Source organism: Nocardia sp. MDA0666, from assembly GCF_003023875.1.
Lineage (GTDB): Bacteria > Actinomycetota > Actinomycetes > Mycobacteriales > Mycobacteriaceae > Nocardia > Nocardia aobensis.
The window spans coordinates 83,968-104,536 of record NZ_PYHT01000002.1 but is presented as its reverse complement, the minus strand read 5'-3'; the positions used below and the strand labels follow the sequence as shown (position 1 = coordinate 104,536).

Genomic DNA, 20,569 nt, shown 5'->3' with positions numbered 1-20,569 from the left:
CCCAGCCCGATATATCCGCTCCACATACGGGGAATCGGACAGACGCTGCTCGATGCCAGCGGCCGGTTCGAGGCTCACGGCCAAGAAACTAACACGGGCCTGGATGCGCCCGAGGCCGGTAACCACCGCAGCATGCCCCACCGGACCATGAGGACCTCCCACACCTAGGCGGCCACGTCGTTCACGACCGGGACCCCGGTGCCCCACTGTCCGGTCAGCCCGTCGAGAGCGGTTGCGAGCGTGCTGGTTCCGGTAACCATGGGTCGGCGGTGACGCACCCGCGGTATCTTCCATCCCTCCGGCGATGGGCACCGTCGCATGGGCCGATGCCCAGATGACGCGACTGGCGTCCTCGACGGTGGTTCCCCCAAAGGCTGCGGCACGATCGAGTCACACTGTCACCCTGTGGGTTTCAGAACTCGTGCCGGAGTCTCAGAATGTTCGGCGGTGACGTAGGGGATCCGCCGCCATTTCGAGAATTCGCTCCCTGTGGTGACCGTTCGGCGGATGAGCGTGGCCCGTTCTCGGCCGGACGGTGCGTCCGCCGGCGCCTTCGACTGATCGGCGTGTGCGCTAATCTTGGTTCCGCGAGATTCGCACAAGTAGGTGTCCGGAGGCTGATGAATATGGCTGTCCCAAGCCGTTTCAGCATGTCTATTTCCGGTCCGCCCTAGGGTGAAACGCGCGGGCCGGGTCACACTTCGAATGACAAGGACCCGTACGTGTCTCGCATTCTCACCAACGATCCGACAAGTCTGACCACCGACCGTCTCGTGCTGCGCTCATGGACCAGCGCGGAAGCCGCCGCTGTGCTCGGCGACCACCGGCAGTCGGACTGGGCGGACGATTTTCCCTCCGAGGGCGACAAGGTGATCCCCGCCCTGTTCGCCGAGCATCCGGCCTGGCTGGGGCCTTATGGGATGCGGCTGATCATCGAACGCGCTACCGGGCTGGTGGTCGGTGGGATCGGACTGTTCTGGCCGCCGGATGACGGGCAGCTCGAAATAGGCTACGGCGTCGTGGCTTCGCGGCGCGACCGGGGCTATGCCTCGGAGGCGACTCGGGCCTTGACCGAATTCGCCTTGGCCGCACCGGAAGTACGCGCCGTCTTCGCCAATGTCGAACTGGTGAATCCGGCATCGGTGCGGGTATTGGAGAAGGCCGGGTTCGACCTGGTGGGCGAGAGCCGTGGCCCCGAGGGCGAGCACCTGGCCTGCTATCGCACGGTGGCCGGCCGGCGATAGTCGATAACGATGTCGGCGTCCGCCCTGTGCGGCGCCGACACCACACCCGACGGATGCGTTCGACTGGCTCGCCCGCGAACCGGCGAGCGGCCTGCGCATTGCGGCTTCATCAGTGGATGACGTGCTCAGTGCGCGGTCCATCCACCGTCGACCGGTAGTACAGCACCGGTGAGATAGGACGCTGCCGGACTGGCGAGCAGGACTGCCGCACCGACGAGTTCCTCCGGGTCAGCCCACCTGCGCATCGGGACTTGGTGGTCGAGAAATTCTCGGACGTAGGGATCGTCGTCGATGTTGTCGTTCAACGCTGTGCGGAACGGGCCGGGCGCCAATGCATTGACGCAGATTCCGGTACCCGCCAGTTCGGCGGCGAGGCTACGGGTGAGCTGGACCACCGCACCCTTGCTCGCCGCGTAGCCGGCACGGCCTGCGGCTCCGACCAGTCCCAGGGCGCTGGCGAGAGTGACGATGCGACCATATCCGGCTTGTCGCATCGTCGGCACCACCGCCTGGCAGGCCAGAAATGTGCCGACGACATTGACATCGAGACAGTCGCGCAAGGTACCGGCGTCGAGCGTGTCGAGGCCGCCGCGGGCCTGGATACCCGCGCTGGTGACAAGCACATCCAGGCGCCCGTGACTGTCGAGTATGGTCCGGACGACGTGGTGAACGGATTCCTCGTCGGTCACGTCACAGGACGCACCCTCGGCGATTTTGCCAGTGCGAGTGGATATCTCGGTTGCGGCCCGTTCGCTTGCCTCGCGGCGCCGCCCGGCGACAACTACCGCTGCCCCGGCGGCTGCCAGTCCCGTTGCGATGGCGCGCCCCAGTCCGGACGAGCCGCCGGTGACCAGCGCCACCTGGCCGGTCAAGTCAGCCCCAGGTCCGACTGTCGGTTCGGCGACAGCCTGCGGTGAAGTGAGTTTCCGGGTCATGATCGCTTCCCCTCGAATACGAATCCCGCCTCGTCGTTCCGTAAACAGAACGCCGGAATGGAACAGTACTGCGGGCCCTCGAGATGCTCGGTATTTCTGCCCAGAGCAGATCAGGTGGGAAGGCTCCGTCGGCTCTCGATAGGGTGCCGTGCATGGAGATCGTATCCGTACTGCCGCAGCTGACCGCGTTGCGGTTTTCCCAGGTCAACGACCTGAATGTGTACGTGTGGAGCGACCCCGAGGGGGTGACTCTGATCGACAGCGGTCTGCCGGGAACCGCCAGGGATATCGAAAAGGGCCTGCACACTTGCGGATTCACCCGCGACCAGGTGCAGCGGGTAATTCTCACCCATGCCCACGACGACCACATCGGTTCGGCGGCAGACCTCGCGGAGTGGGGAGCCGAAATCTGGGTGCACCATGCCGACGCCGACATCGTGCGGGGCGAACGTCCGCAGCCGGCTCCGGTCCTGCGCGAGTGGGAACGCCCGATCGCCGAGGCTCTCGAACCGGGCCCACCCCCGCGCCCGGCCCCGGTGCACCGCGAGCTACGCGGCGGCGAAGTGCTCGATTTCGGCGGCGGCGCAGAGGTTCTGGCAGTTCCCGGCCATACCGAGGGCAGTCTGGCGCTCCATCTGTCGCAACACCGTGTGCTGTTCACCGGCGACACGCTCGCCAATGTGCGTGGTGTCACCATGCCGGGTGTGTTCAACCTCGACAGCACCGCCGTCGACACAGCGGCCCGCCGGTTGGCCGAACTCGACGTCGATGTCGTCTGCGTCGGCCACGGTGACGTGCTCACAGGCGCACCCCTACGCACATGGCGAGTCCACCGATCGGACCACTGACGCACGCACGCATCGGCAGGCCGCCTGCTTACCAGCCCGTCGTCCTGCCCGGAGACGACGCCGCGCGCCCTGAGGCGGCGCGAGTCTCGAAGGCGCGCCGGGAAATTCGTTTTCCGACCCACGACGCGGTACAAGTACGCCGACATCGACGGTGGCCTTCTTCGGGGCGCCTACAGCGGCGTGATCGCGCGGACGACGAGCATGCGCTGTGGGCTCGGGCAGATCAGGTTGTCCCAGGGCAGCCACAGCGATTCGGTGTTGTCGGGCGGGTAGACGCGCAGGGTGGTGGTGCGCAAGGCTTCGCAATCGTTGATCTGCTTGGGAAAGGTGATGAACTCGAATTGTGCTGCCCCGCCCGGTGCGAGCGTGACCGGAGCGGGCTTGGGCGCCTGCGGACCCTCGTCCCGCACGGCGGGCTCGCCCACCGGGTCATCGCTGGGGCCGTTGGTTTGCGAGACGCCCGGGAAACCTTGCAGGACACAGGTTCGCGAGCTGGAGTTGATGAACCTCAGGAACCAGTCCCCTCCCACCGGGCCGCCGACCCCCTTGTCCAGGCGGAGTTGGGCGGTCACGCACTTCGGGGATGCGGTGTCGGCGGGAGTAGCCGGGTCGGCGGCAGCGGTTCCGGTCGCCGGCACGGCGGTAGCCTCGGGCGTCTCCGGGACGCTGCCGCCGGGCTCGATCGCGTGTCTCGATTGAGCGGGTTGCCCGGTTTGTGCTGCCGACTGCGAAGTTCGGGCCGCCGGAGTGGTTGTGGACAGCGACCCGGGAGTGGAGGCAGGGTCGCAACCGCTGACGGTGATGGCGATGCTCGCCGCGAAGCCGGCAACAATCAGTGACTTGGTACGCATGAGTCCCCCTCGAGTCCGATACCGCAACCGTTCGCATGCATATCGAGCCGTATCAGCCCCCGTTACGCCGCGGTGTCAGCAAGAAGCTAGCGGCTGGGAACCTGCGGATGTAGCCGGATCCGCGCCGGTCCAGTACCGTCTCGGCGAGACCGGGGACGGCGTGGGAAACCGAACACCACGACGGCCCGCCGCGCAGACAGTCCGCACTACCCCGCAACCTGCCGAGCAGCGGTTGAGCCACAGAAACACACTGTGCCGCAGAGGCTTTCGCCGCCCAGGCAGGTGCGTCGTGCTGTGACGAGGCCTGCCTGCACCGGAAAGCGCGAGAAGGCGAAGCCGAGGCAGGGTATGTCTGTTTTCGGGCGACCCGGCCCTCGGTGCGACATAGATACGGAAAGGGCTGGCCGAGAATGGCGCGCAGCAACAACCCACTCGCGGCAGCGCCATGGGGATCGCGACTACTGGGACGCGAGGACGAAGCCGTGGGAACTCGGCGGCTACGTGTGCAATTGCTGTTGACGGTACCGATCGTGCTGGCCAACCTGGCCGGTGTCGTCGTGTCGATCACGTTGATCGGTTTCGTACTCCCCGGGCCTTCCGTCTTCGCTGAGAAGATCGTTCTGGTCGATGCCGTCGCCGCCCCGGTGTACGCCGTGGTCGCAGTGTTGATCGGCGTGTGGTGGGGCACCGTGCGCGGTTTGCGCGCGCTGGGCTGGGCCCTCGACCCGGACGTGGTGCCCACCGAGCGGCAACAGGCCGCCGCCGCGGCGGTGCCGTGGCGACTGGTGCGGATCCAGGCGATGCTCTGGTTCGGCGGAGTGGTCGTGCTCACGCTGCTCGCCGGACTCGCCGAGCCCGGGCTGATCGCCAAGGTCGCGTTCGGGATCACGTTCAGCGCGATCGTCGTGTGCGCGAGTACCTACCTCATCATCGAATTCGCGTTGCGACCGGTGACCTCACGGGTGCTCTCGGCGCGAAAGTCGCGCCCCCGCAGCGGAATCGGCGTGTTCGGGCGATCGTTGTTGATGTGGCTGGTCGGTTCGGGTCTGCCGGTGGCGGGACTGATGGTGCTGGCGGTGCTGGCGCTGTGCACCGACTATGTGAGCACGGCCCGGCTGGCGGTGTGCGTGCTCTCGCTGGGCGGTGCGACCCTGTTGATCGGCTCGCTGCTGATGACGCAGACGCTGGCCGCGACCGTCGCCCCGATCAGTGGTGTGCGCCGGGCGATGCGCGAGGTGGAGAAGGGCGATCTCGATCTCGAGCTCGCGGTCTACGACGGCACCGAACTGGGCGAACTGCAGAGCGGGTTCAACAATATGGTCGGTGGTTTGCGCGAACGCGAGGAGATCCGGGACCTGTTCGGCAGGCATGTCGGGCGCGAGGTCGCCGACGCCGCACTGGCGGGGAAGGCGGTGCTCGGCGGTGTCGAAGTCGAGGCGGCCGCACTGTTCATCGATATCGTCGGATCCACCACCATGGCCGCGTCCCTGCCCGCGCCCGAGATGGTCGCGATTCTCAATCGCTTCTTCGGTGTGGTGGTGGACGAGGTGGAGCGCCACGGCGGCCTGCTCAACAAGTTCGAAGGGGATGCGGCGCTGGCCGTATTCGGCACGCCTGCCACGCTTCCCGACGCAGCGGGTGCCGCGTTGGCGTGCGGTCGCGCGATTCGCGCCCGGCTCGATACCGACGCCGCGGATTTCGTCGCCGCGATCGGTATCGCCGAGGGCCGGGTCGTCGCAGGCAATGTCGGCGCTCGGCAGCGCTATGAATTCACGGTGATCGGCGACGCTGTCAACGAAGCCGCCCGGCTCTGTGAACTGGCAAAACGCGACTCCCTGCTACTCACCTCGGATAAGACGGTTGTCGCCGCCGCAGCCACCGAAGCCGAGCACTGGCAACTCGGCGAATCGGTGACCCTGCGAGGCCGGCTCACCCCGACGCGCCTGGCCCGCCCGGTTCAGCGATCAGCACCGGCACCCACAACCGAGTGAGATCAGAAGCGCACGGGCAACTTCTCCAGAGTGCTGGAGGTGATTCCGGGGCGCCAGGTGATTTCGTCCATCCCGACGGCGAGCGCGATATCCGGCATGCGTCGCAGCACCGTGCTCAGGCCGACGGATGCTTCCAGGCGAGCCAGCGGGGCGCCCAGGCAGAAGTGCATGCCTTTGCCGAAGCCCAGGTGGCGCTGACTGTCCTCGCGCCGGATGTCGAAGGTCGCCGCATCCGGGAAACGCGATTCGTCACGATTCGCCGAGGTGACGCACAGATAGATGTGATCGCCCTTCTTCAGCTGCTGCCCTTGGTATTCGAAGTCCTCGGCCACCCAGCGGTCGTTGGCGTTCATCAGCGGACCGCGGTAGCGGATGACCTCCTCGATCGCCTGTTTCAGCAGTGCGGGATCGCTCTTCACCGCCTCCGCCTGTTCCGGATGCTGGAAGAAGGTCAGCATCGCGCTGCTGAGCAACGCGGTCGTTGTCTCGTTACCGGCCAGGATCAGCAGCTGGGCCATGCCTATGATTTCCTTGCGGGACAGGCGATCTCCCTCGAGCTCCACCTGCAGCAGACGGCTTAGTAGATCCGGTGCGGGCTGCTGTTGTTTGGCCTCGAGCAGGGCGTGCAGGTAGTGCAGGAACTCCTGCATCTCGTCCTTGATCTGCATCCCAGCCGCAGGATTGCCCATGGCGTCGACATACAGATTGGACCAGATCCGGAACTTCTCCTGATCCGCGGTGGGTACGCCGAGGATTTCCGAGATCACCTGCATGGGCAGTGGGAAGGCGATCTCCTGCACAAAGTCGATCTCACCGTGTTCGGGCAGCCGGTCGATCAGGGCATCGGTGATCTGCTGAATGCGTGGCTGCCAGGTCTCGATGAATCGCGGCGTGAACGACGCGCTGACCAGTCGGCGCAGGCGCGCGTGGTGGACCGGGTCGCTCTGGAAGATCACCGAATGCAGTAGCGCATCGGAGAATTCGCCGTGCGGAAACACCATGGCGAGAACCTCCGGCGGATACACGTCGGCCGGGTTGTTGGTCAGGCGGGAGTCGCGAAAGAACGCCTCCACATCGTCGTAGCGGGTGACCAGCCAGCCGGATTCGCCGCCGGGCAGCGCTACCTTCGCGATCGGTGAGTCCTTGCGCAGGTCGGCGAGGATTTCGAAGGGGGCGTGTTTGAACGCTGGTGACGTGATATCGAAGGATTCGGTTGTCGACATCGTGACTCCGTTCTCAACGGGCTGCACGCGGAGCGGTGCGATGCCCGCCGATATTGAATATGATCCGTTTCACCAGGTTTGCGGATCTGGCTCCCAAGCGTGGGAAGTGCTCTCGCCCAGGCTATTCGGGCCCCGCAGCCGTCCGGCCGGCGGTCTCACGGCAGCGTGGCCGCCAGTTCGGCATGCAGATCCAGCAGATCCGGGATTTGTTCGGCGGGCCGGCGGCCGAATCCGCATTCGGTGGCGATACCGAAGGCGTCGACGATTTCCCGGGCGGCGGCGATGCGGCGCAGGGCCCCGTCGCGGCCGTCGGTGGCGTGCACCAGTCCGAGGTACAGCCGGGTTCGCGGCGGCAGGTGCAGTCCGGCGAGCGGTGCGAAGTACTCGCGGTCTGTGCGTGAGCGCGGAACCGGCATATGTACCCAGTCGACCTGGCGCGGCAGCGCCGCGACCACACCCGACAGCACCGTCACCATACGACCGGTGTCGGTGGGCTCGGCGAAGTGCCGATGCCCGAAATCGCCGTAGCACAAGTGATATCCGAGTTCGATCTCCGTGGGCACGGCCGCGCCGAGGCGCACGAGCCGGGCGACGATCTCACTCAGCCGGGTGTCGTCGTCGGCGCCGAACCAGGACGGGAACACCCCCTCGAAGATCGCGAACTCGACCGGGCAATCCCACTGCACCGCGAGATCGGCGTGTGGGATCTCCGCGGCGATGCGGCCGAGTTCGGCGAGCAGCGCCGCCTCGTAGCGCTGTTCGAGGATGTCCTGCGGATCGCCGACGAAAGCGCCCACCACCGAGATCGGGGTGGGCAGGCAGACCTGGAACCGCACCCCGGCATCGATGTCGCCGCGTTCGCGCAGCTTGCGGAACACTCCCCAGGACTCGAGCGCTGCCTGCGCGTAACCCAGCTCACCGAAATCGATCGATGCGGGATCCACGCCCGGTTTGGGCCGCACCCGCTCACTGGGCCCGTATTCCGGGCTCGGCGGCGGCGCCGTCTCCAGATCCGGATGCGCCCCCATGCGCGGCAACTGCCAGACCGTGAAGTTGTCCCGCTCGCCGGTCTCGCCGTCGGGTATGCGGCTGAGCCACGGTCCCAGCCGCCGCGCGGCCGCACCGAATACGGCCTCCGCATCCGGCAGCGGCACACTGCCACACAGATGAACATCGCCTCGGGTCACCGCGACTCCTCATATCCCGGCCGCTGGAGTCCGGGTGCGGGATTCGGGGACGCAGCGGCGCACTCGATCGACGCGATGAGAGTAGATCCAGCCGCCGCCCGTGCGATTCCCACGCGCGAGAATGCGCGACGTCGAACGACGAAGGCGCGTCGGGGCCGAGTCCGACGACCGCGCTCGCGCCACCGACGCCCGGCAGGGTGACCGCAGCCGGCAGGACGAATCCCGTCGAGAGCCGGCGGGGCTCCAGGGCCACGCGGAATGCCAGGACGAGAAACCCGCGGCGACCGGGCAGCGTCGAACCGGAACCTACGGCGTCGCAAACGGATCCGCAGTGTCATACCCCAACGATCCGACCAGGTGGCCTACCGTAAAAGGTGCGAACGCCTCGGTGGATGTGGGAGACATGACCTGGGCCCGTTTCGAGATCCACGCCATTGTGGGCCGTCATCGGCGTCGTTGCCGGGCGGCGGGGTGTCGAGCACCCACACCTGAAACGGGCATTCGGAAGGACCGGTTCGGCATGCGGTTGCGATCCGCCTGTCAATAGGCAAGTCTGTCGAGGATCACGTCCATCGCCAGTGTCGGCACCCTGGGTGTGGCGGAATCAGTTTGGTCCAGAATTCGTGGCGTACCGCGTCCCACAATGTATTCAATTCGGGATGAAGTTCTCGTGCTTGTGCGAGATCCGGAAATTCCTCGGGGCCGAACGAGACAATCGGCGGGGCGCCGGAGGCCCCGTGGACGGCTACGATGGAGATCAGGTGGTTCTGAAACAAGAGCCATGTCGCGCGTAATCCGTCGACTTCGGTTCTTCGGGTGTCATCCATATGTTGTTTCCAATGCGTCGAGCCTTTTTCAATATATTTTCGATCGGTGTCGATACCGACCCACCGGAGTAACTCTGCGCTCGCCGGCACTGTGCTCACGTGCGGTAAGTGTGGGCAACCAATGCCGAACGCAGGTGCCACAGCCCGCTCGCCTGAGTGGAATCGAACCCCGTGAGCTGCCCGATCCGCTTGAGCCGGTAGTCCACGGTGTTGATGTGCACGTTCAATAGCCGCGCAGTGCGTTGGCGGTTCAGGTTGTGCGCGATATGGACCTGCAATGTCTCCAGCAGTTCCGGATGCTCGTCCAACGGATCGAGCAGCGACCCGAGATGGTCGCGACCCGGGCCGGGACGGGTGAGCTGGTATTCCAGAGCCAGATCGTCGAAGTGATACAGGCCCGGCACCGATCCCAGCCGGGACACGACGTCGAGCAGTTCGTGGGCTTGATCCGCGGCCGTGGGCAGGGTGTCGGTAGCCGCGGTGACCATGGTGGCGGTGATGGGCACGCGCGCCGCCCGCGACAGATTCCCGATGAGTTCTTCCAGGGCTCCCTTGGTGATGCGATCGGCGGGGATGAGCACGGTGCCGCCGTCGATCGACAGCAGTGACAGCACGGTGTCGTCGCAGTGGGTGGCCAGTTCTGCCTGCAGGCGCCGGAGTTTGCGGCGGGCAACGACTTTCGCGTTCAGCGTCGGGTTGGATTCGTCGGGGTGGGACGGAATGGCGAGGGCCAATACGCGATAGCGGCCGGCGATGTCGATGCCACACTCGCGGGCCATCGTGGAGGTGGGGTGCCCGCCGAGCAGTGCCGAGGTGAGCGTATGCACCGCGGTGTGGTGCTCCGACACGACTGCGCGCAATTCGCGTACATAGGCCACCGAGACCGCCGTAGTCATGGTGTCGAGCATCTCGACGACGAGTTTGGCGGCATCGAGAATGCTCTGATAGTCGGCCGTGCTGAGCATCGGATCTGCATCGGCCGAGCCGGAGGCACGTTGCTTGGCCAAGGCGGTGGACACCACCAGGTCGAAGCCGATCTTGAAGCCTTCGTGAATGGCGTGGTGAATGGTCCCGATGGGCACACCTTCGCGAGCCCATTGAGCCGCGGCGTCCTTCAGTTGCCCGGTCTTTTCCGCAATGTTGCTGCCGTCCAGCATGCTGACCGCCAGCTCCAGGCACACGCGGGTGATGATGGTGATGTCGCCGTGGATTGCGTCACCTGGCAAGGTGCCACAGGGCGCGACGGTTTCGACGAAGTGGCTGACCATCTGCCGCGACAAGGCCCGCACGTCTTTCAGCGGCAACGATACGGGCCGACCGGATACAGTGAGGCCTTGCTGATATGGAGAGGTGACAGGCATGATCGAACTTCCTTCCTCCCCGGTTAGCTGGGCTATTTCACCAGCGTAACCAGGGCAGGATTCGTGAGGAAGTACTACTCCGGGTCACGTGATCTTTGGGATCAGCGGCCGTCAGGCGATTGTGGTAGACCACAACGACGATCGGCTGAGCTGCGATCGATATGCCGAGATGCCGGCGAACCACACCCTCTCGCACCGCTCCTACCGCACCGGCCGCCCAGGGTTCTTCGGCGTCCAGGCGGGATGGAGTCGGGTCGAGTTCGGCGAAGAAGAATCCACGACCTCAACCAACCCACTGTTTGACGGGCAATTTTCCGGTAAACTTCGAGTTCCTCACATTCCGGAGCTGGAGGACAAAATTCCACCAGCGTGGCCGTCACGCTGGTCGACGAAGCGGAGAATCAGCGTCAGGACTCGTTTCAAACACCCGTTCAACCGAACTTCGTAGCATTACAGACCGCACTCGGAGAATCAGGAACAGTCGCACTCAGGTTATCCGAACTGTCGGCAGTGAACGATGCGGCGAATTCGGCGAGCGCGCATGAATCGACAGGCAATAATCCGGGAGGTGGCCGTGGCGTCCATGGTGTCGAGTGAGCCACGTGATCCATTGCACAGCAACAGTATTCGCCCATTCACCGTCGGCGTCGAAGAGGAGTTCGTTCTTGTCGATCCGGCCACCGGACTCCCCTCGCTGAACAACACCGACGTCGCGGCACGCGCCCCGGATGCCGAACTGCAACTGGAACTGTCCCAGTGCCAGATCGAGACCTGCACACCGGTCTGCGCGAGCATTCCGGAGTTGCACCGCGAAGTTCGACGGGCGCGACTCTCGGTCACGCAGGCCGCGACATGCGCAGGATCGCTGCCACTGGCGGTGGGAGTGCCGATCTGGAGACCGCCGCCCGGGTCCATGACCGACACTCCCAGATACCGTCGCATGGCGGCGCATTTCGGCGAACTGGCCGAGCAAGTGATCTGCGGTTGCCACGTCCACGTCTGCGTGCCCGACCGCGACGTCGCGGTGCAGGTCAGCAATCACCTGCGTCCTTGGCTGCCGACCCTGTTGGCGCTGACGGCGAATTCCCCGATCACAAGTGGTATCGACACCGGATACGCCAGCTGGCGCCACCTACTGTGGGCGCGATGGCCCAGCGCCGGGCCGCCCCCGTACCTGCGGTCCGCCGCCGAATACGACGACACGGTCACCAAGCTCGTCGAGGACGGGCACATCCTCGACGCAGCGATGGTCTATTGGGATGTGCGATTGTCCTCGCATCTGCCCACGATCGAGATCCGCATCAGCGACGTTCCGGCCACGGTCGAGGAAACGGCACTTCTGGCGAGTCTCGTCCGGGCACTGGTCATCACCTCCGTGGCGGCAGTGGACAGCGGACGGACATCGGACCCCGTCGACCTGGCATATCTGCGGGCGGCATGCCGGCGCGCGGCCCACGACGGCCTGTCCGATCCGCAGTTCCGCAGAGCTACAGGACATTCCGTGCCCAAGCCCGCCTCCATCGCACATCTGCTCTCCCATATCCGCCCCGCTCTCGAACAGTCCGGCGACTACGAATTCACGCGTGGCGCGTTGGCAACAGTTCTGCGGAACGGCAACGGCGCTGTCCGACAACGCGAAGCATTGCGCATCGGAGGCCCCACTCAGGTCTTGAAGCAGATGGCACGATCGACCACCGAAGGATGCGCCGCCACCGAAGTCCGTCAGCCGGCGTGACGAACCAGACGCTCATCAGCGCCTGTGCCGACCTCAGACGGGTGAGATCGGCGCGAAGGGCCGGATCGCGTCGGCGCCGGATCCCACTACCGCAGCACAGGATTCGGGCACCTCGTTCCACGCCCCCTCGAGATCGCGCAGCGGCTCCGACACCACGAAGCGGGTCTCACCGCCCAGTTCGCGCAAAACCTCGACTTCGGGATGTAACGCCCGCAATTGAGAGAGTTCGGTCGAGAAGAACAGCGACCGCGATCGGCGCTCGCTGGAATACCGGAAGACCCAGAGGTTTTGACCGTTGGTCGTCGCGACTGTCATCTGAACCGGATGCTCGACACCGTGTGCGTGCCCAACGTCCTCGACGAAGCCGACCGCCCGCGCGACGGCACCGAGCGGGTCATCGGCGAGACCGAAGGTCAGGGCGAGGTAGAACAATGCTTCCGTGTCCGTTGAGCCCTCGATGTCGGAGAACAGCCCAGGATCCACGGCCATCAACAAATCGCGCCTGATTTCACTGAAACCACGCAGGGCGCCGTTGTGCACCCATAACCATCGACCGTGCCGGAACGGATGACAATTGCTGCGCTGAACCGCGGTCCCAGTCGAAGCCCGCACATGAGCGAGCAACCTCGACGTGCGCACCTGACCAGCTATCTCCCGCAAATTCTTATCGTTCCAGGCCGGCTCGATCCCCTTGTACACCGCGGGTTCGGCACCCTCGCCATACCAGCCGACACCGAAGCCGTCCCCGTTGGTGGTGGTCTCTCCCAGACGAGAGTGCAGACTCTGGTCGATCAGAGAATGTTCGGGGCGAAACAACAGATCCTCGACAAGGATCGGCTCGCCCCAGTACGCCATCCACCGGCACATACATCGATTCAAACAGAGTCGACACCCTCTGCGATAGCCCTCGGGCTCCCCGGAACCGTCGAACCCCGGTATGGAATCGGAATCTTCGCGTACCCCCGAGGCAGTTACCGCTCTCCGGGCCGACGATGTCGTCGGATGGCGTGCCGACAGACGGTCACCGCCTCTGGCGGCAGACGCCGGGTCAGAGGTCGGGGCGGCGGTGGGCCCACGGCTGGGCCTGCTCGAGCTGCGCGGCCAGCCGGATGAGCTGTCCTTCCGCCCCGAGGCGGCCGACGAACTGGACGCCGATCGGCAGCCCGTCGGGAGTCCAGTGCAGTGGCACACTCATGGCGGGACGGCCGGTGATGTTCGCCAATTGGGTGTAGGGAACCCAGCTCAGGTTGTCGTTGATGAACTGGTGGACGATCGGTGTCCAGCGCAGCAGCCCGGCGACGCGGGCGGTCAGCAGCAATCGCTGTGCCGTGCGCAGCGCAGGCGCGAGGTCGAATGCCCCGATCCGAGGCGGCGGGGTGGCTGTGGTCGGAGTGAGCAGCAGGTCGTAGGACTCGTGAAATTCCGCCAGCCGTCGCACGTACTGGTGTCGCCGCTCGACGGCGCGAGTCAACTCGACAGCCTTGGTCGCGCGTCCCAGCGCGGCCATCAGCCGGGTATCGAGCTCGAATCCCGAATCCCCCACGCCCCCAGCGGCTTTGGCCTCATCCACCGAGAAGGCACACTCGACGAACCAGGTAGTGAGAAAATCCTTGGCCAACGCCGCGTCATCGAAGGGAGCGCGGGGCAGCTCCACCACGTCATGGCCGAGGCTCATCAGTAGTTCGGCCGCTCCGTTCGCCGCCGCCACAGCCTCCGGATGGGGCGCCGGATTGACCGAACTGGCTGTGCAGACGCCGATCCGAAGACGCCCCGGGGCGCGTTCCACCTCCGCGAGATAGCTCCCTTGCCCCTGTGCCGCCAGGTACGGCGCAACCGGAGTCGGGCCCGCCAGCACATCGAGCATGGCGGCGGTGTCTCGCACCGAACGAGAGATGACACCATCGGCGGCGGTTCCACCCAGATACTCACCGTGCACGGGACCGGCCGGGATCAGACCGCGAGAAGCCTTGAGCCCGAACAGCCCACACGCCGAGGCCGGAATTCGGATCGAACCACCCCCGTCGCTGGCTCCCGCGCACGGCACGATGCCCGCGGCCACCGCCGCCGCGGCGCCACCTGAGGACCCGCCGGGCGTGTGCTCGGTGTTCCACGGATTGCGCGCCGGACCGAACAACTCGGGTTCGGTGATTCCCTTGGCGCCGAATTCGGGGGTATTGGTCTTACCGAAGATGACCAGCCCGGCATCGAGCCACCGCTGCACCACCGTGGCATTCTCGGTCGCCGGGACCGACGCGAGCGACCGCGAACCGCCACTGGTGGGATAGCCGGCGAGATGTTGATGAAGGTCCTTTATAAGGAACGGCACGCCAGCGAAAGGCGCGTCGTCCACCTCGACAGCACGGGCCGGATCGACGTCGGCCACGATCGCGTTGATCCGCGGATTGACTTCGGCCGCGCGCGCCCGCGCCGCCTCCAGCAGCTCGGCCGGCTCGGCCTCACCCGACCGCACCAGAGCAGCCAGCGCCATCGCGTCCGAACTCGAGTAGGCGTCCACACCGGCACCTTATCGGGAAGCGAGTCGGCGCACGGGGTGATCGTTGCACGGATGAGGTAATGGCGCCGCCCGCGGCGCTGCACCCGGCATACGACACGAGGAGTGCCGGTTCAGGGTGTGGCTTGTACCCGGATCGACTCACCGTCCGCGAGATCTCCTGCGGGATTGTCGATCTCGTAGTAGGGCGGCTCCCCGTCGAGGTAGTGGCCGACGTCGAAGTAGTCGTTGCCGGCCAGGTCGAGGGTCCCGGTGGTCCAGGCCAGCAGGAAGTCGGTGACCGGCATGGCCGTGAACAACCATGCGGATTGATGGACGTTGGTGAGGATGATCGTCCACACCGCCGGATCCGGTCCGGGGTACCACAGCAGATAGTCCCCGCCCTCGTGAGCGCCCCACTGGATCAGCTGTGCCGGTTCGATCGACACCCCGGCCGGCACCGGAGGCTGCCATTGCGGCAGTAACTGTTCCGGGGGCAGCAGGTCGCCGCGGGCCCGGTGGGTGCGGGCGGCGAGATCGTCCCATTCGTCGGGCGCGGGGCCCAGCAACCGGAATGCGTTGCACCACAGGACATCACCGTAGGCGTGGTAGAGCCGCTTGTAGTCGGCCGGCAGCTCGACGCCGAGCTCGGCCTCGGTCGCTTCCCAGGTCACCGGCGGCCGTGCCGGTGGCGGCGGGAGGAGGGTGGTGAGCTCGTCGAAGGCGGTCATCGTCTCGATCCTGTCAGAAATTCTGGATCAGCACGGGACCGGGATTCCATCCCTTGTCGCCGATCGCCCACATCAGGATGTAGTCGGGGATGGCGTTGTCGCCGACGTAGAGCGGGATCTTGCCCAGCGATACGTTCTGCTGCGGGATCCCGTCGGCAACTCTGGCGCCGCTGACGACCTTGCTGATCTCGACGTCCCAGTCGCGAATGATGCCGGTGTTGATCGCGCCGAGTTCCGGAGTGAGGAATTGAGGCAGGTCCCCCGGGCAGCCATTGACGTTGGCGCACAGATGTCCACGCTGATACGGCCTGCTAGCGCCGGGGATCTTGATCGAGGGGGAACCGCCGGTGCCGACCATGGCGGGGGTGATGTAGCCGACGAGGCCGCCGGAGCGGTTGTAGTCGTCCAGCGGCGAGGCCAGCACATTGCCGCCATCGCCGGCGATGAGGACGACCGGGGTCTGGTCGGCGACCGGGCTGGTGCCGTCCGGGTTCGGCAGCGCGAACACCTGCGGCGTGGCGTTGCTCGGGCGCGGCACACCCTGCGCGGCCCGCTGGATCTGGAAGGCGTTGGCGAAGAACTCCTGCTGCATGGCCGTCATATCCGGCGCCGGCCCGATCCCACCGGTAGCGCCGGGCGCCTGCAACGGATTCGCGGGTGCGGGCAGGACACGGAAGGCGTTGGGGCCGTTCACCATGCTGTTGGGCAGCAGGACCGGCTGTGCCGGAGCGGGGTTCCCGATCAACGTCGACGGATTGTAGCTGCCACCTTGCGGGATCGCGGGATTGCGGATGATCCGCGACAACGGCGGCAACGCCATTGCGGGATTCGGTAGCGCCGGACCGGTCGATGAGCGCGGCGGCAACGGTACCGACGGCGTGCGCGGATTCGCCGGCGCCGGACTCGGCGAAGGCGCGGGCGCGGGCCCCGGTGCAGGGCTCGGTGGGCAGCTCGGGTTGGGCGCGGCCGCGGCGATGATCAGCGCGGCCGGGCACGGTTGCGGCGCATCGGGTTTCGGCGGCGCACCGACCTGCGGAACGTCGTGCCCCTCGGCCCGGCACTGCTCGGCCAGGCTCTGCAATTCCGGGATCTCGGCATTGCCGCGCTCGGCCTCCGCGTTGTAGGCCGCCACCGCCGCCTCGTCCGACGGATTCGGCGGACTCGCGTTGTGGACCGCGGCAGCCTGATTGTGCGCCTCGATCCGCGCAGCGACCGCCCCGCAGTCCAGCGGATCGGCGGACCCTACCGGCGCCGCGACCGCCAGCATCCCGAAGATGCCGAGGACGACAGCAAGAACAGCTACTGATTTGCTAACGAAACGTCCTGTCGAAGAAGACATTTCACCCCCCAAGTTCATGTCGATTCGAAACTAACGTCACCGACTTCGAACGGTCAAGAGTGACCCCCACCACTCGCGACCACCGACGCGATCGGAGCGAAATGACTTTCGGAAGTCGAGAGGCGGCCGCGAAGTCAAGCCGGTATCGTCCGCCGTGGCCGCAGCGGTATGTGGTCACGGAACGCTTCGATGGCGGCGGCGACTTCGAATGGTGTTGTCGCGTGGGCGATGTCGTGGCGGTAGAGAACGCGGTGTGCGACCGCGTCGAGGTCGAATCCCCAGACCATCGACATCAGCGGGTTGATGAACAGCTCGGCGCCTTTCGCACGCGTACGTGTCAGTGAGTGGTGGTCCCCGTATTCGCCCCGGGAGGCGTCGGTGATCGACGCGCAGACGATGCTCTCCCGGCCGGGAGTACGGCGCTGGACCCAGTCGACGGCGTCGAGCCATGCATCGGTGGCGGCGATGCCGGGCAGGAGAGCGAACACCCCATGGTAGGCGCCGCTTTTGGACAGGGCGGCAACGTTTTCCAGGAAATGCGCGTGGCAGACGCCATGGTAGGTGTCGACACCGAATCCGACGCAGACCGCGAGTTTGACCGGCAAGTCGAGGGCGTGGGCGGCCAGCAGGCTGGTGACGTCCTCGACCGGCGTTCCGAGTCCGGCTTCATCACCGGTCATGAGTAGATCGGTCCCGCCGTCGACGAGAACGATTGCGTCCAGGCTCAGCTCGCGGGCCAACCATGCGTAGGCCGCTCGGATGTCGGCGGGTCCGCCTTTGCGGATCGCGAACACCCGGTCCGGGTAGCCGTGGTCGCGTAACCACACCGCGAGGTGCTTTTCCGGGAAGTAGGAAATCGGACAGTCGGTGACGGCGTCGACTTCGAACACTCCAGCCGCTACCGGTCGTGCGTCGGTGCGTGTGATGGGTGTGAAGGTGAGGTTGGCCAGGAAGACCGTCTCGAGGTGTTCGTGCAGCGCGAAGGCTATCGGCAGACCGCTGAGCAGGTCGAACCCACCACCGGCACCGGCGATCAGAATCCGCTCGCAGTGCCGAAGGCGATGGAGCAACGGTGTGTCGAACAGGGTGGGAGCAACCATTCGTCGAAGTATTCAGCACATCCCCCGATGGGGAGCCGGGGTCGACCTCCCTCTTCGAGAGCGTCGAATTCTGAAACGCATCCGCTTCGCGCGGCCGGTGTCCGATGAAATACTGGTACCGGGTATCGCCAACTGTCGGCGACACTTTCGGGTCGGCTGATGCCGTTCTTGGTTGGGAGACGTTCGTGCAGTACATGCCTCATATCGAATCGGAAATCGCCGCCATGCACACCGAGTACCGGTCACTTCTTCACGGGGATCGATGGTCGTTGCGCACTCTGTTCAGCACCGATGACTGCGATATCGCTGAATACTGTGGCACTTTCGCGCCGAACCGGTTCGGCGCGGAGGCGTGCGAGGCGGTCGAGACGTTCTGTCGCAGACACCGGATCTGGCTGGAAAGCGGTGGTGCCGCCTACAATTCGATGACACCCTACCTACATCCGCGCACGATAGACCTGCCGCGGATGACGACGATCGGTGTCTACAACGCGATCCTGTTCGCACTCAACGACACGGTGGGCCGCGAGAAGTTCAGCCATCTGTCCGAGGACGAACGAGCACAGGCACAGCGGGAAGTCGACCATCTGTGTCGATTATTCGAGTCCGGCCGAATCCGGCCGGACAACTCCACGCCCATCGTCGAGGCGAGCCTCGAATTCTTGACGACCCTCACCGAACAAGCCGAGCCCGTCTGGTTGCAGCGATTCCGCGCATCGACGATCGACCATCTGCGCTCGGCGATCCGCGATCAGAACGTCGGGGCGCGCGGTGACCTGCTCAGCGTCGACGACTACATCGCCCTGCGCAACGAAGTCTCGGGAATGTACCCCGCGATCCAGCTGTGCGAGTTCGCACGCGACACCACCCTGCCCTGGGAGCAGCTCGCGGCCGCCGGCCTCGCCGAAGACCTGCGCACGCTGGAACGCCTGACCGCCGAAGTCGGCGCCCTGATGAACGATGTCTTCTCCTTCGAGAAGGAGGTCATCGTGGACCGTTCCGATTTCAACCTCATCTCGATTCTGCTGCTCAATACGCCCGGGGCGACACTGGCCGACGCCGTACTCGACGCCGCGCAGATCGTGCGCGAGCGATTCACAGACTTCCGCGGGCTGCGCCGCGACCTGCTCGACCGCTGCGCCACACTCGGTCCGCCGCTTTCCACCGCCGTCACCGACTATGCCGACGACCTCGACCAATGCGTGCAGGCGAGCTGGGTGTGGCAATGCGTCACCTCGCGCTACAAGGGCCGGTCGATATTCGCCGAGGCCCACCACCCATAGGAGTCCGCCGATGACGTGACGAATCGGGCATGCAGTACCTTTGACTGCAGCGTCTCGATCAGCAGTACCAGCCGGGGGACTATCGCCGGGCACCCGAAGTAGCAGCACAAGCGCATCGGACATGGGGAGTTGGAGTGGATGATCTGAGCACGGCACTCGCCCAGCAATGGGAGCGCGCGCTCGCGACGATCACCGCCCACCCTTCCTACGCCGATGTAGAAATTTCGTTTCTGCGTGATCTGCTGGAAGAATTCCACGCCAGTCTGACCGCGGAGATCTTCGACGCGGCCGCCGGATCCCGAGCGGGAGCGGCGCTGGCGGGTGCCCAGCTCACCGATCCGGCGGTACCGGTCGTGTCCGCCCCGGTACTGCACAGGCTCACGGAATTCAGCGACCACCCCGACACCGGCCGGCGCATGGCCGCCCTGCTCGTCGCGTTCGGACACGGCCACCACTTCCTGGCCGAAGCGATCCGGGCCGAGGATGTCGAGGAAGGCCAGCGCCGGTTCCGGCTCGTGTTCGACCACGCCTCCATCGCCATCGCTATCGGCGACACCAACGGTGTTCTGCTGGAAGCCAATCCACATCTGGCCGACATGATCGGCGTACCGGTCGACTCGCTACGCGGAATCAGCGTCTACGACTTCGCCCACCCCGATGATCAGGCCGCGATCCGCCAGATGGTCTACGACGACCTGGTGCCGGCCAGGGCGGGTACCGCGAAGATCGAACGGCGTCTGCAGCGCGCGGACGGCAGCACCGGCTGGGCCACATTCGCGATCACCTATGTCCGGAGCGCCTTCGGCCCGGACTATCTGCTCGCCATCGGTGAGGACGTCACCGAACGCCACCAACTCCAGGAGCAGCTCCACTACCAGGCGCGCCACGACGCGCTCACCGAGCTGCCCAACCGCCGCCACCTGCTCGACACGCTCAGAGCAGTGATCTCCACAGCCGGCGAGAGCGACCAGATGGGGCTGTGCTTCACCGACCTGGACCACTTCAAAGAGGTCAACGACCGATACGGTCACGGCGTCGGCGACCAGGTGCTGGCCACCGTCGCACGTCGCCTGCACGACAGCCTGCAGGACGACGGATGCCTGGTCGCACGGATCGGCGGCGACGAATTCGTCACCCTCATCCCGCCCCCGGCCGACACGCGACGGGTCTCCGCTGTCGCAGATCGCCTGCGCGGCGCGCTGTCGCATCCCCTCATCGTCGGTGGGCACAGGCTCCACATTTCCGCCAGTATCGGCGCCGTCGTCACACCGGTCGCGGGCAAGGACCCGGAATGGCTGCTCGACGCGGCCGACACCTCGCTGTACGACGCCAAATCCGGCGCCCGCGGCAACTGGATTCTGCACACCGTTCACGCTGCCGAGTCCGCCGACGAGGGCCCCGCCAGATACGGAAACGCCTGAGG

The 20,569-nt window shown here is 65.8% G+C and carries 18 protein-coding genes; 7 read left to right on the top strand and 11 right to left on the bottom strand.

Annotation, left to right across the window (positions count from 1 at the left end; translation table 11 throughout):
- The first annotated feature begins 722 nt into the window (after positions 1-722).
- A complete protein-coding gene (locus tag C8258_RS04975) occupies positions 723-1,244 on the top strand; it encodes a GNAT family N-acetyltransferase (RefSeq protein WP_106954143.1) in 522 nt (173 codons plus the stop codon).
- Between the two features lie 125 nt (positions 1,245-1,369).
- On the opposite strand, the gene C8258_RS04970 is transcribed toward C8258_RS04975, so the two are convergent.
- A complete protein-coding gene (locus C8258_RS04970; protein ID WP_199195591.1) occupies positions 1,370-2,116 on the bottom strand; it encodes an SDR family NAD(P)-dependent oxidoreductase in 747 nt (248 codons plus the stop codon).
- Between the two features lie 215 nt (positions 2,117-2,331).
- Between C8258_RS04970 and C8258_RS04965 the strand changes: the two genes are divergently transcribed.
- The gene (locus C8258_RS04965) at positions 2,332-3,027 is read left to right on the top strand and encodes an MBL fold metallo-hydrolase (protein ID WP_106954141.1); all 696 of its coding nucleotides are present in this window, start codon (positions 2,332-2,334) and stop codon (positions 3,025-3,027) included.
- Between the two features lie 170 nt (positions 3,028-3,197).
- Here C8258_RS04965 and C8258_RS04960 read toward each other — a convergent pair whose 3' ends face one another.
- A complete protein-coding gene (locus C8258_RS04960) occupies positions 3,198-3,878 on the bottom strand; it encodes a DUF4232 domain-containing protein (protein WP_106954140.1) in 681 nt (226 codons plus the stop codon).
- Between the two features lie 410 nt (positions 3,879-4,288).
- On the opposite strand from C8258_RS04960, the gene C8258_RS04955 reads away from it, so the two are divergent.
- On the top strand, positions 4,289-5,869 hold the full coding sequence (locus C8258_RS04955; protein WP_106954139.1) for an adenylate/guanylate cyclase domain-containing protein: 1,581 nt from the start codon (positions 4,289-4,291) through the stop codon (positions 5,867-5,869).
- 2 nt (positions 5,870-5,871) lie between these two features.
- Here the strand turns inward: C8258_RS04955 and C8258_RS04950 are convergent, their stop codons facing one another.
- The 4 genes from C8258_RS04950 to C8258_RS04940 all read right to left on the bottom strand — a co-directional run bounded on the left by C8258_RS04950 (position 5,872) and on the right by C8258_RS04940 (position 10,467).
- Positions 5,872-7,092 (bottom strand): cytochrome P450, encoded by a 1,221-nt coding sequence (locus tag C8258_RS04950; protein WP_106954138.1) that lies wholly within the window; start codon positions 7,090-7,092, stop codon positions 5,872-5,874.
- A gap of 155 nt (positions 7,093-7,247) precedes the next feature.
- Positions 7,248-8,279 (bottom strand): hypothetical protein, encoded by a 1,032-nt coding sequence (locus C8258_RS04945; RefSeq protein WP_106954137.1) that lies wholly within the window; start codon positions 8,277-8,279, stop codon positions 7,248-7,250.
- Between the two features lie 563 nt (positions 8,280-8,842).
- Positions 8,843-9,205 (bottom strand): hypothetical protein, encoded by a 363-nt coding sequence (locus C8258_RS32200; protein WP_146161167.1) that lies wholly within the window; start codon positions 9,203-9,205, stop codon positions 8,843-8,845.
- Entirely contained in the window at positions 9,202-10,467 is a 1,266-nt protein-coding gene (locus C8258_RS04940; protein ID WP_106954136.1) for a CdaR family transcriptional regulator, read from the bottom strand. Before C8258_RS04940 ends, C8258_RS32200 begins: the two co-directional genes overlap by 4 nt.
- A 369-nt stretch (positions 10,468-10,836) precedes the next feature.
- Between C8258_RS04940 and C8258_RS32520 the strand changes: the two genes are divergently transcribed.
- Together C8258_RS32520 and C8258_RS04935 are read left to right on the top strand one after the other, a co-directional pair.
- Positions 10,837-11,064 (top strand): hypothetical protein, encoded by a 228-nt coding sequence (locus tag C8258_RS32520; RefSeq protein WP_158271227.1) that lies wholly within the window; start codon positions 10,837-10,839, stop codon positions 11,062-11,064.
- Positions 11,051-12,202 carry a glutamate--cysteine ligase gene (locus tag C8258_RS04935; RefSeq protein ID WP_106954337.1) on the top strand — a complete coding sequence of 384 codons (1,152 nt, stop codon included), beginning with the start codon at positions 11,051-11,053 and terminating at the stop codon, positions 12,200-12,202. The genes C8258_RS32520 and C8258_RS04935 overlap by 14 nt, the downstream gene beginning before the upstream one ends.
- Before the next feature lie 33 nt (positions 12,203-12,235).
- Here the strand turns inward: C8258_RS04935 and C8258_RS04930 are convergent, their stop codons facing one another.
- The 5 genes from C8258_RS04930 to C8258_RS04910 form a co-directional block, all read right to left on the bottom strand.
- A complete protein-coding gene (locus C8258_RS04930) occupies positions 12,236-13,057 on the bottom strand; it encodes a class II glutamine amidotransferase (protein ID WP_106954135.1) in 822 nt (273 codons plus the stop codon).
- A gap of 193 nt (positions 13,058-13,250) precedes the next feature.
- On the bottom strand, positions 13,251-14,690 hold the full coding sequence (locus C8258_RS04925; RefSeq protein ID WP_106954336.1) for an amidase: 1,440 nt from the start codon (positions 14,688-14,690) through the stop codon (positions 13,251-13,253).
- Positions 14,691-14,827: 137 nt separating this feature from the next.
- Positions 14,828-15,424, bottom strand: a complete 597-nt coding sequence (locus tag C8258_RS04920) for an SMI1/KNR4 family protein (RefSeq protein WP_106954134.1) — start codon at positions 15,422-15,424, stop codon at positions 14,828-14,830.
- A gap of 13 nt (positions 15,425-15,437) precedes the next feature.
- Positions 15,438-16,763: a hypothetical protein gene (locus C8258_RS04915; RefSeq protein WP_146161166.1), complete on the bottom strand. Its 1,326-nt coding sequence runs from the start codon at positions 16,761-16,763 to the stop codon at positions 15,438-15,440.
- Between the two features lie 134 nt (positions 16,764-16,897).
- A complete protein-coding gene (locus C8258_RS04910; RefSeq protein ID WP_106954132.1) occupies positions 16,898-17,863 on the bottom strand; it encodes a DUF1152 domain-containing protein in 966 nt (321 codons plus the stop codon).
- Positions 17,864-18,330: 467 nt separating this feature from the next.
- Between C8258_RS04910 and C8258_RS04905 the strand changes: the two genes are divergently transcribed.
- Together C8258_RS04905 and C8258_RS04900 are read left to right on the top strand one after the other, a co-directional pair.
- A complete protein-coding gene (locus C8258_RS04905) occupies positions 18,331-19,146 on the top strand; it encodes a terpene synthase family protein (RefSeq protein WP_233224880.1) in 816 nt (271 codons plus the stop codon).
- A gap of 134 nt (positions 19,147-19,280) precedes the next feature.
- Entirely contained in the window at positions 19,281-20,567 is a 1,287-nt protein-coding gene (locus tag C8258_RS04900; protein ID WP_106954131.1) for a sensor domain-containing diguanylate cyclase, read from the top strand.
- The last annotated feature ends 2 nt before the right edge of the window (positions 20,568-20,569 follow it).

Bases quoted from the DNA above. Each gene is read 5' to 3' on its own strand.
- C8258_RS04950 (WP_106954138.1), bottom strand. From the start codon at position 7,092: ATGTCGACAACCGAATCCTTCGATATCACGTCACCAGCGTTCAAACAC.
- C8258_RS04960 (WP_106954140.1), bottom strand. From the start codon at position 3,878: ATGCGTACCAAGTCACTGATTGTTGCCGGCTTCGCGGCGAGCATCGCC.
- C8258_RS04905 (WP_233224880.1), top strand. From the start codon at position 18,331: ATGACGACGATCGGTGTCTACAACGCGATCCTGTTCGCACTCAACGAC.
- C8258_RS04915 (WP_146161166.1), bottom strand. From the start codon at position 16,763: ATGTCTTCTTCGACAGGACGTTTCGTTAGCAAATCAGTAGCTGTTCTT.
- C8258_RS04940 (WP_106954136.1), bottom strand. From the start codon at position 10,467: ATGCCTGTCACCTCTCCATATCAGCAAGGCCTCACTGTATCCGGTCGG.
- C8258_RS04930 (WP_106954135.1), bottom strand. From the start codon at position 13,057: ATGGCGTACTGGGGCGAGCCGATCCTTGTCGAGGATCTGTTGTTTCGC.
- C8258_RS04910 (WP_106954132.1), bottom strand. From the start codon at position 17,863: ATGGTTGCTCCCACCCTGTTCGACACACCGTTGCTCCATCGCCTTCGG.
- C8258_RS04935 (WP_106954337.1), top strand. From the start codon at position 11,051: ATGGTGTCGAGTGAGCCACGTGATCCATTGCACAGCAACAGTATTCGC.
- C8258_RS04955 (WP_106954139.1), top strand. From the start codon at position 4,289: ATGGCGCGCAGCAACAACCCACTCGCGGCAGCGCCATGGGGATCGCGA.
- C8258_RS04920 (WP_106954134.1), bottom strand. From the start codon at position 15,424: ATGACCGCCTTCGACGAGCTCACCACCCTCCTCCCGCCGCCACCGGCA.
- C8258_RS04965 (WP_106954141.1), top strand. From the start codon at position 2,332: ATGGAGATCGTATCCGTACTGCCGCAGCTGACCGCGTTGCGGTTTTCC.
- C8258_RS04925 (WP_106954336.1), bottom strand. From the start codon at position 14,690: ATGGCGCTGGCTGCTCTGGTGCGGTCGGGTGAGGCCGAGCCGGCCGAG.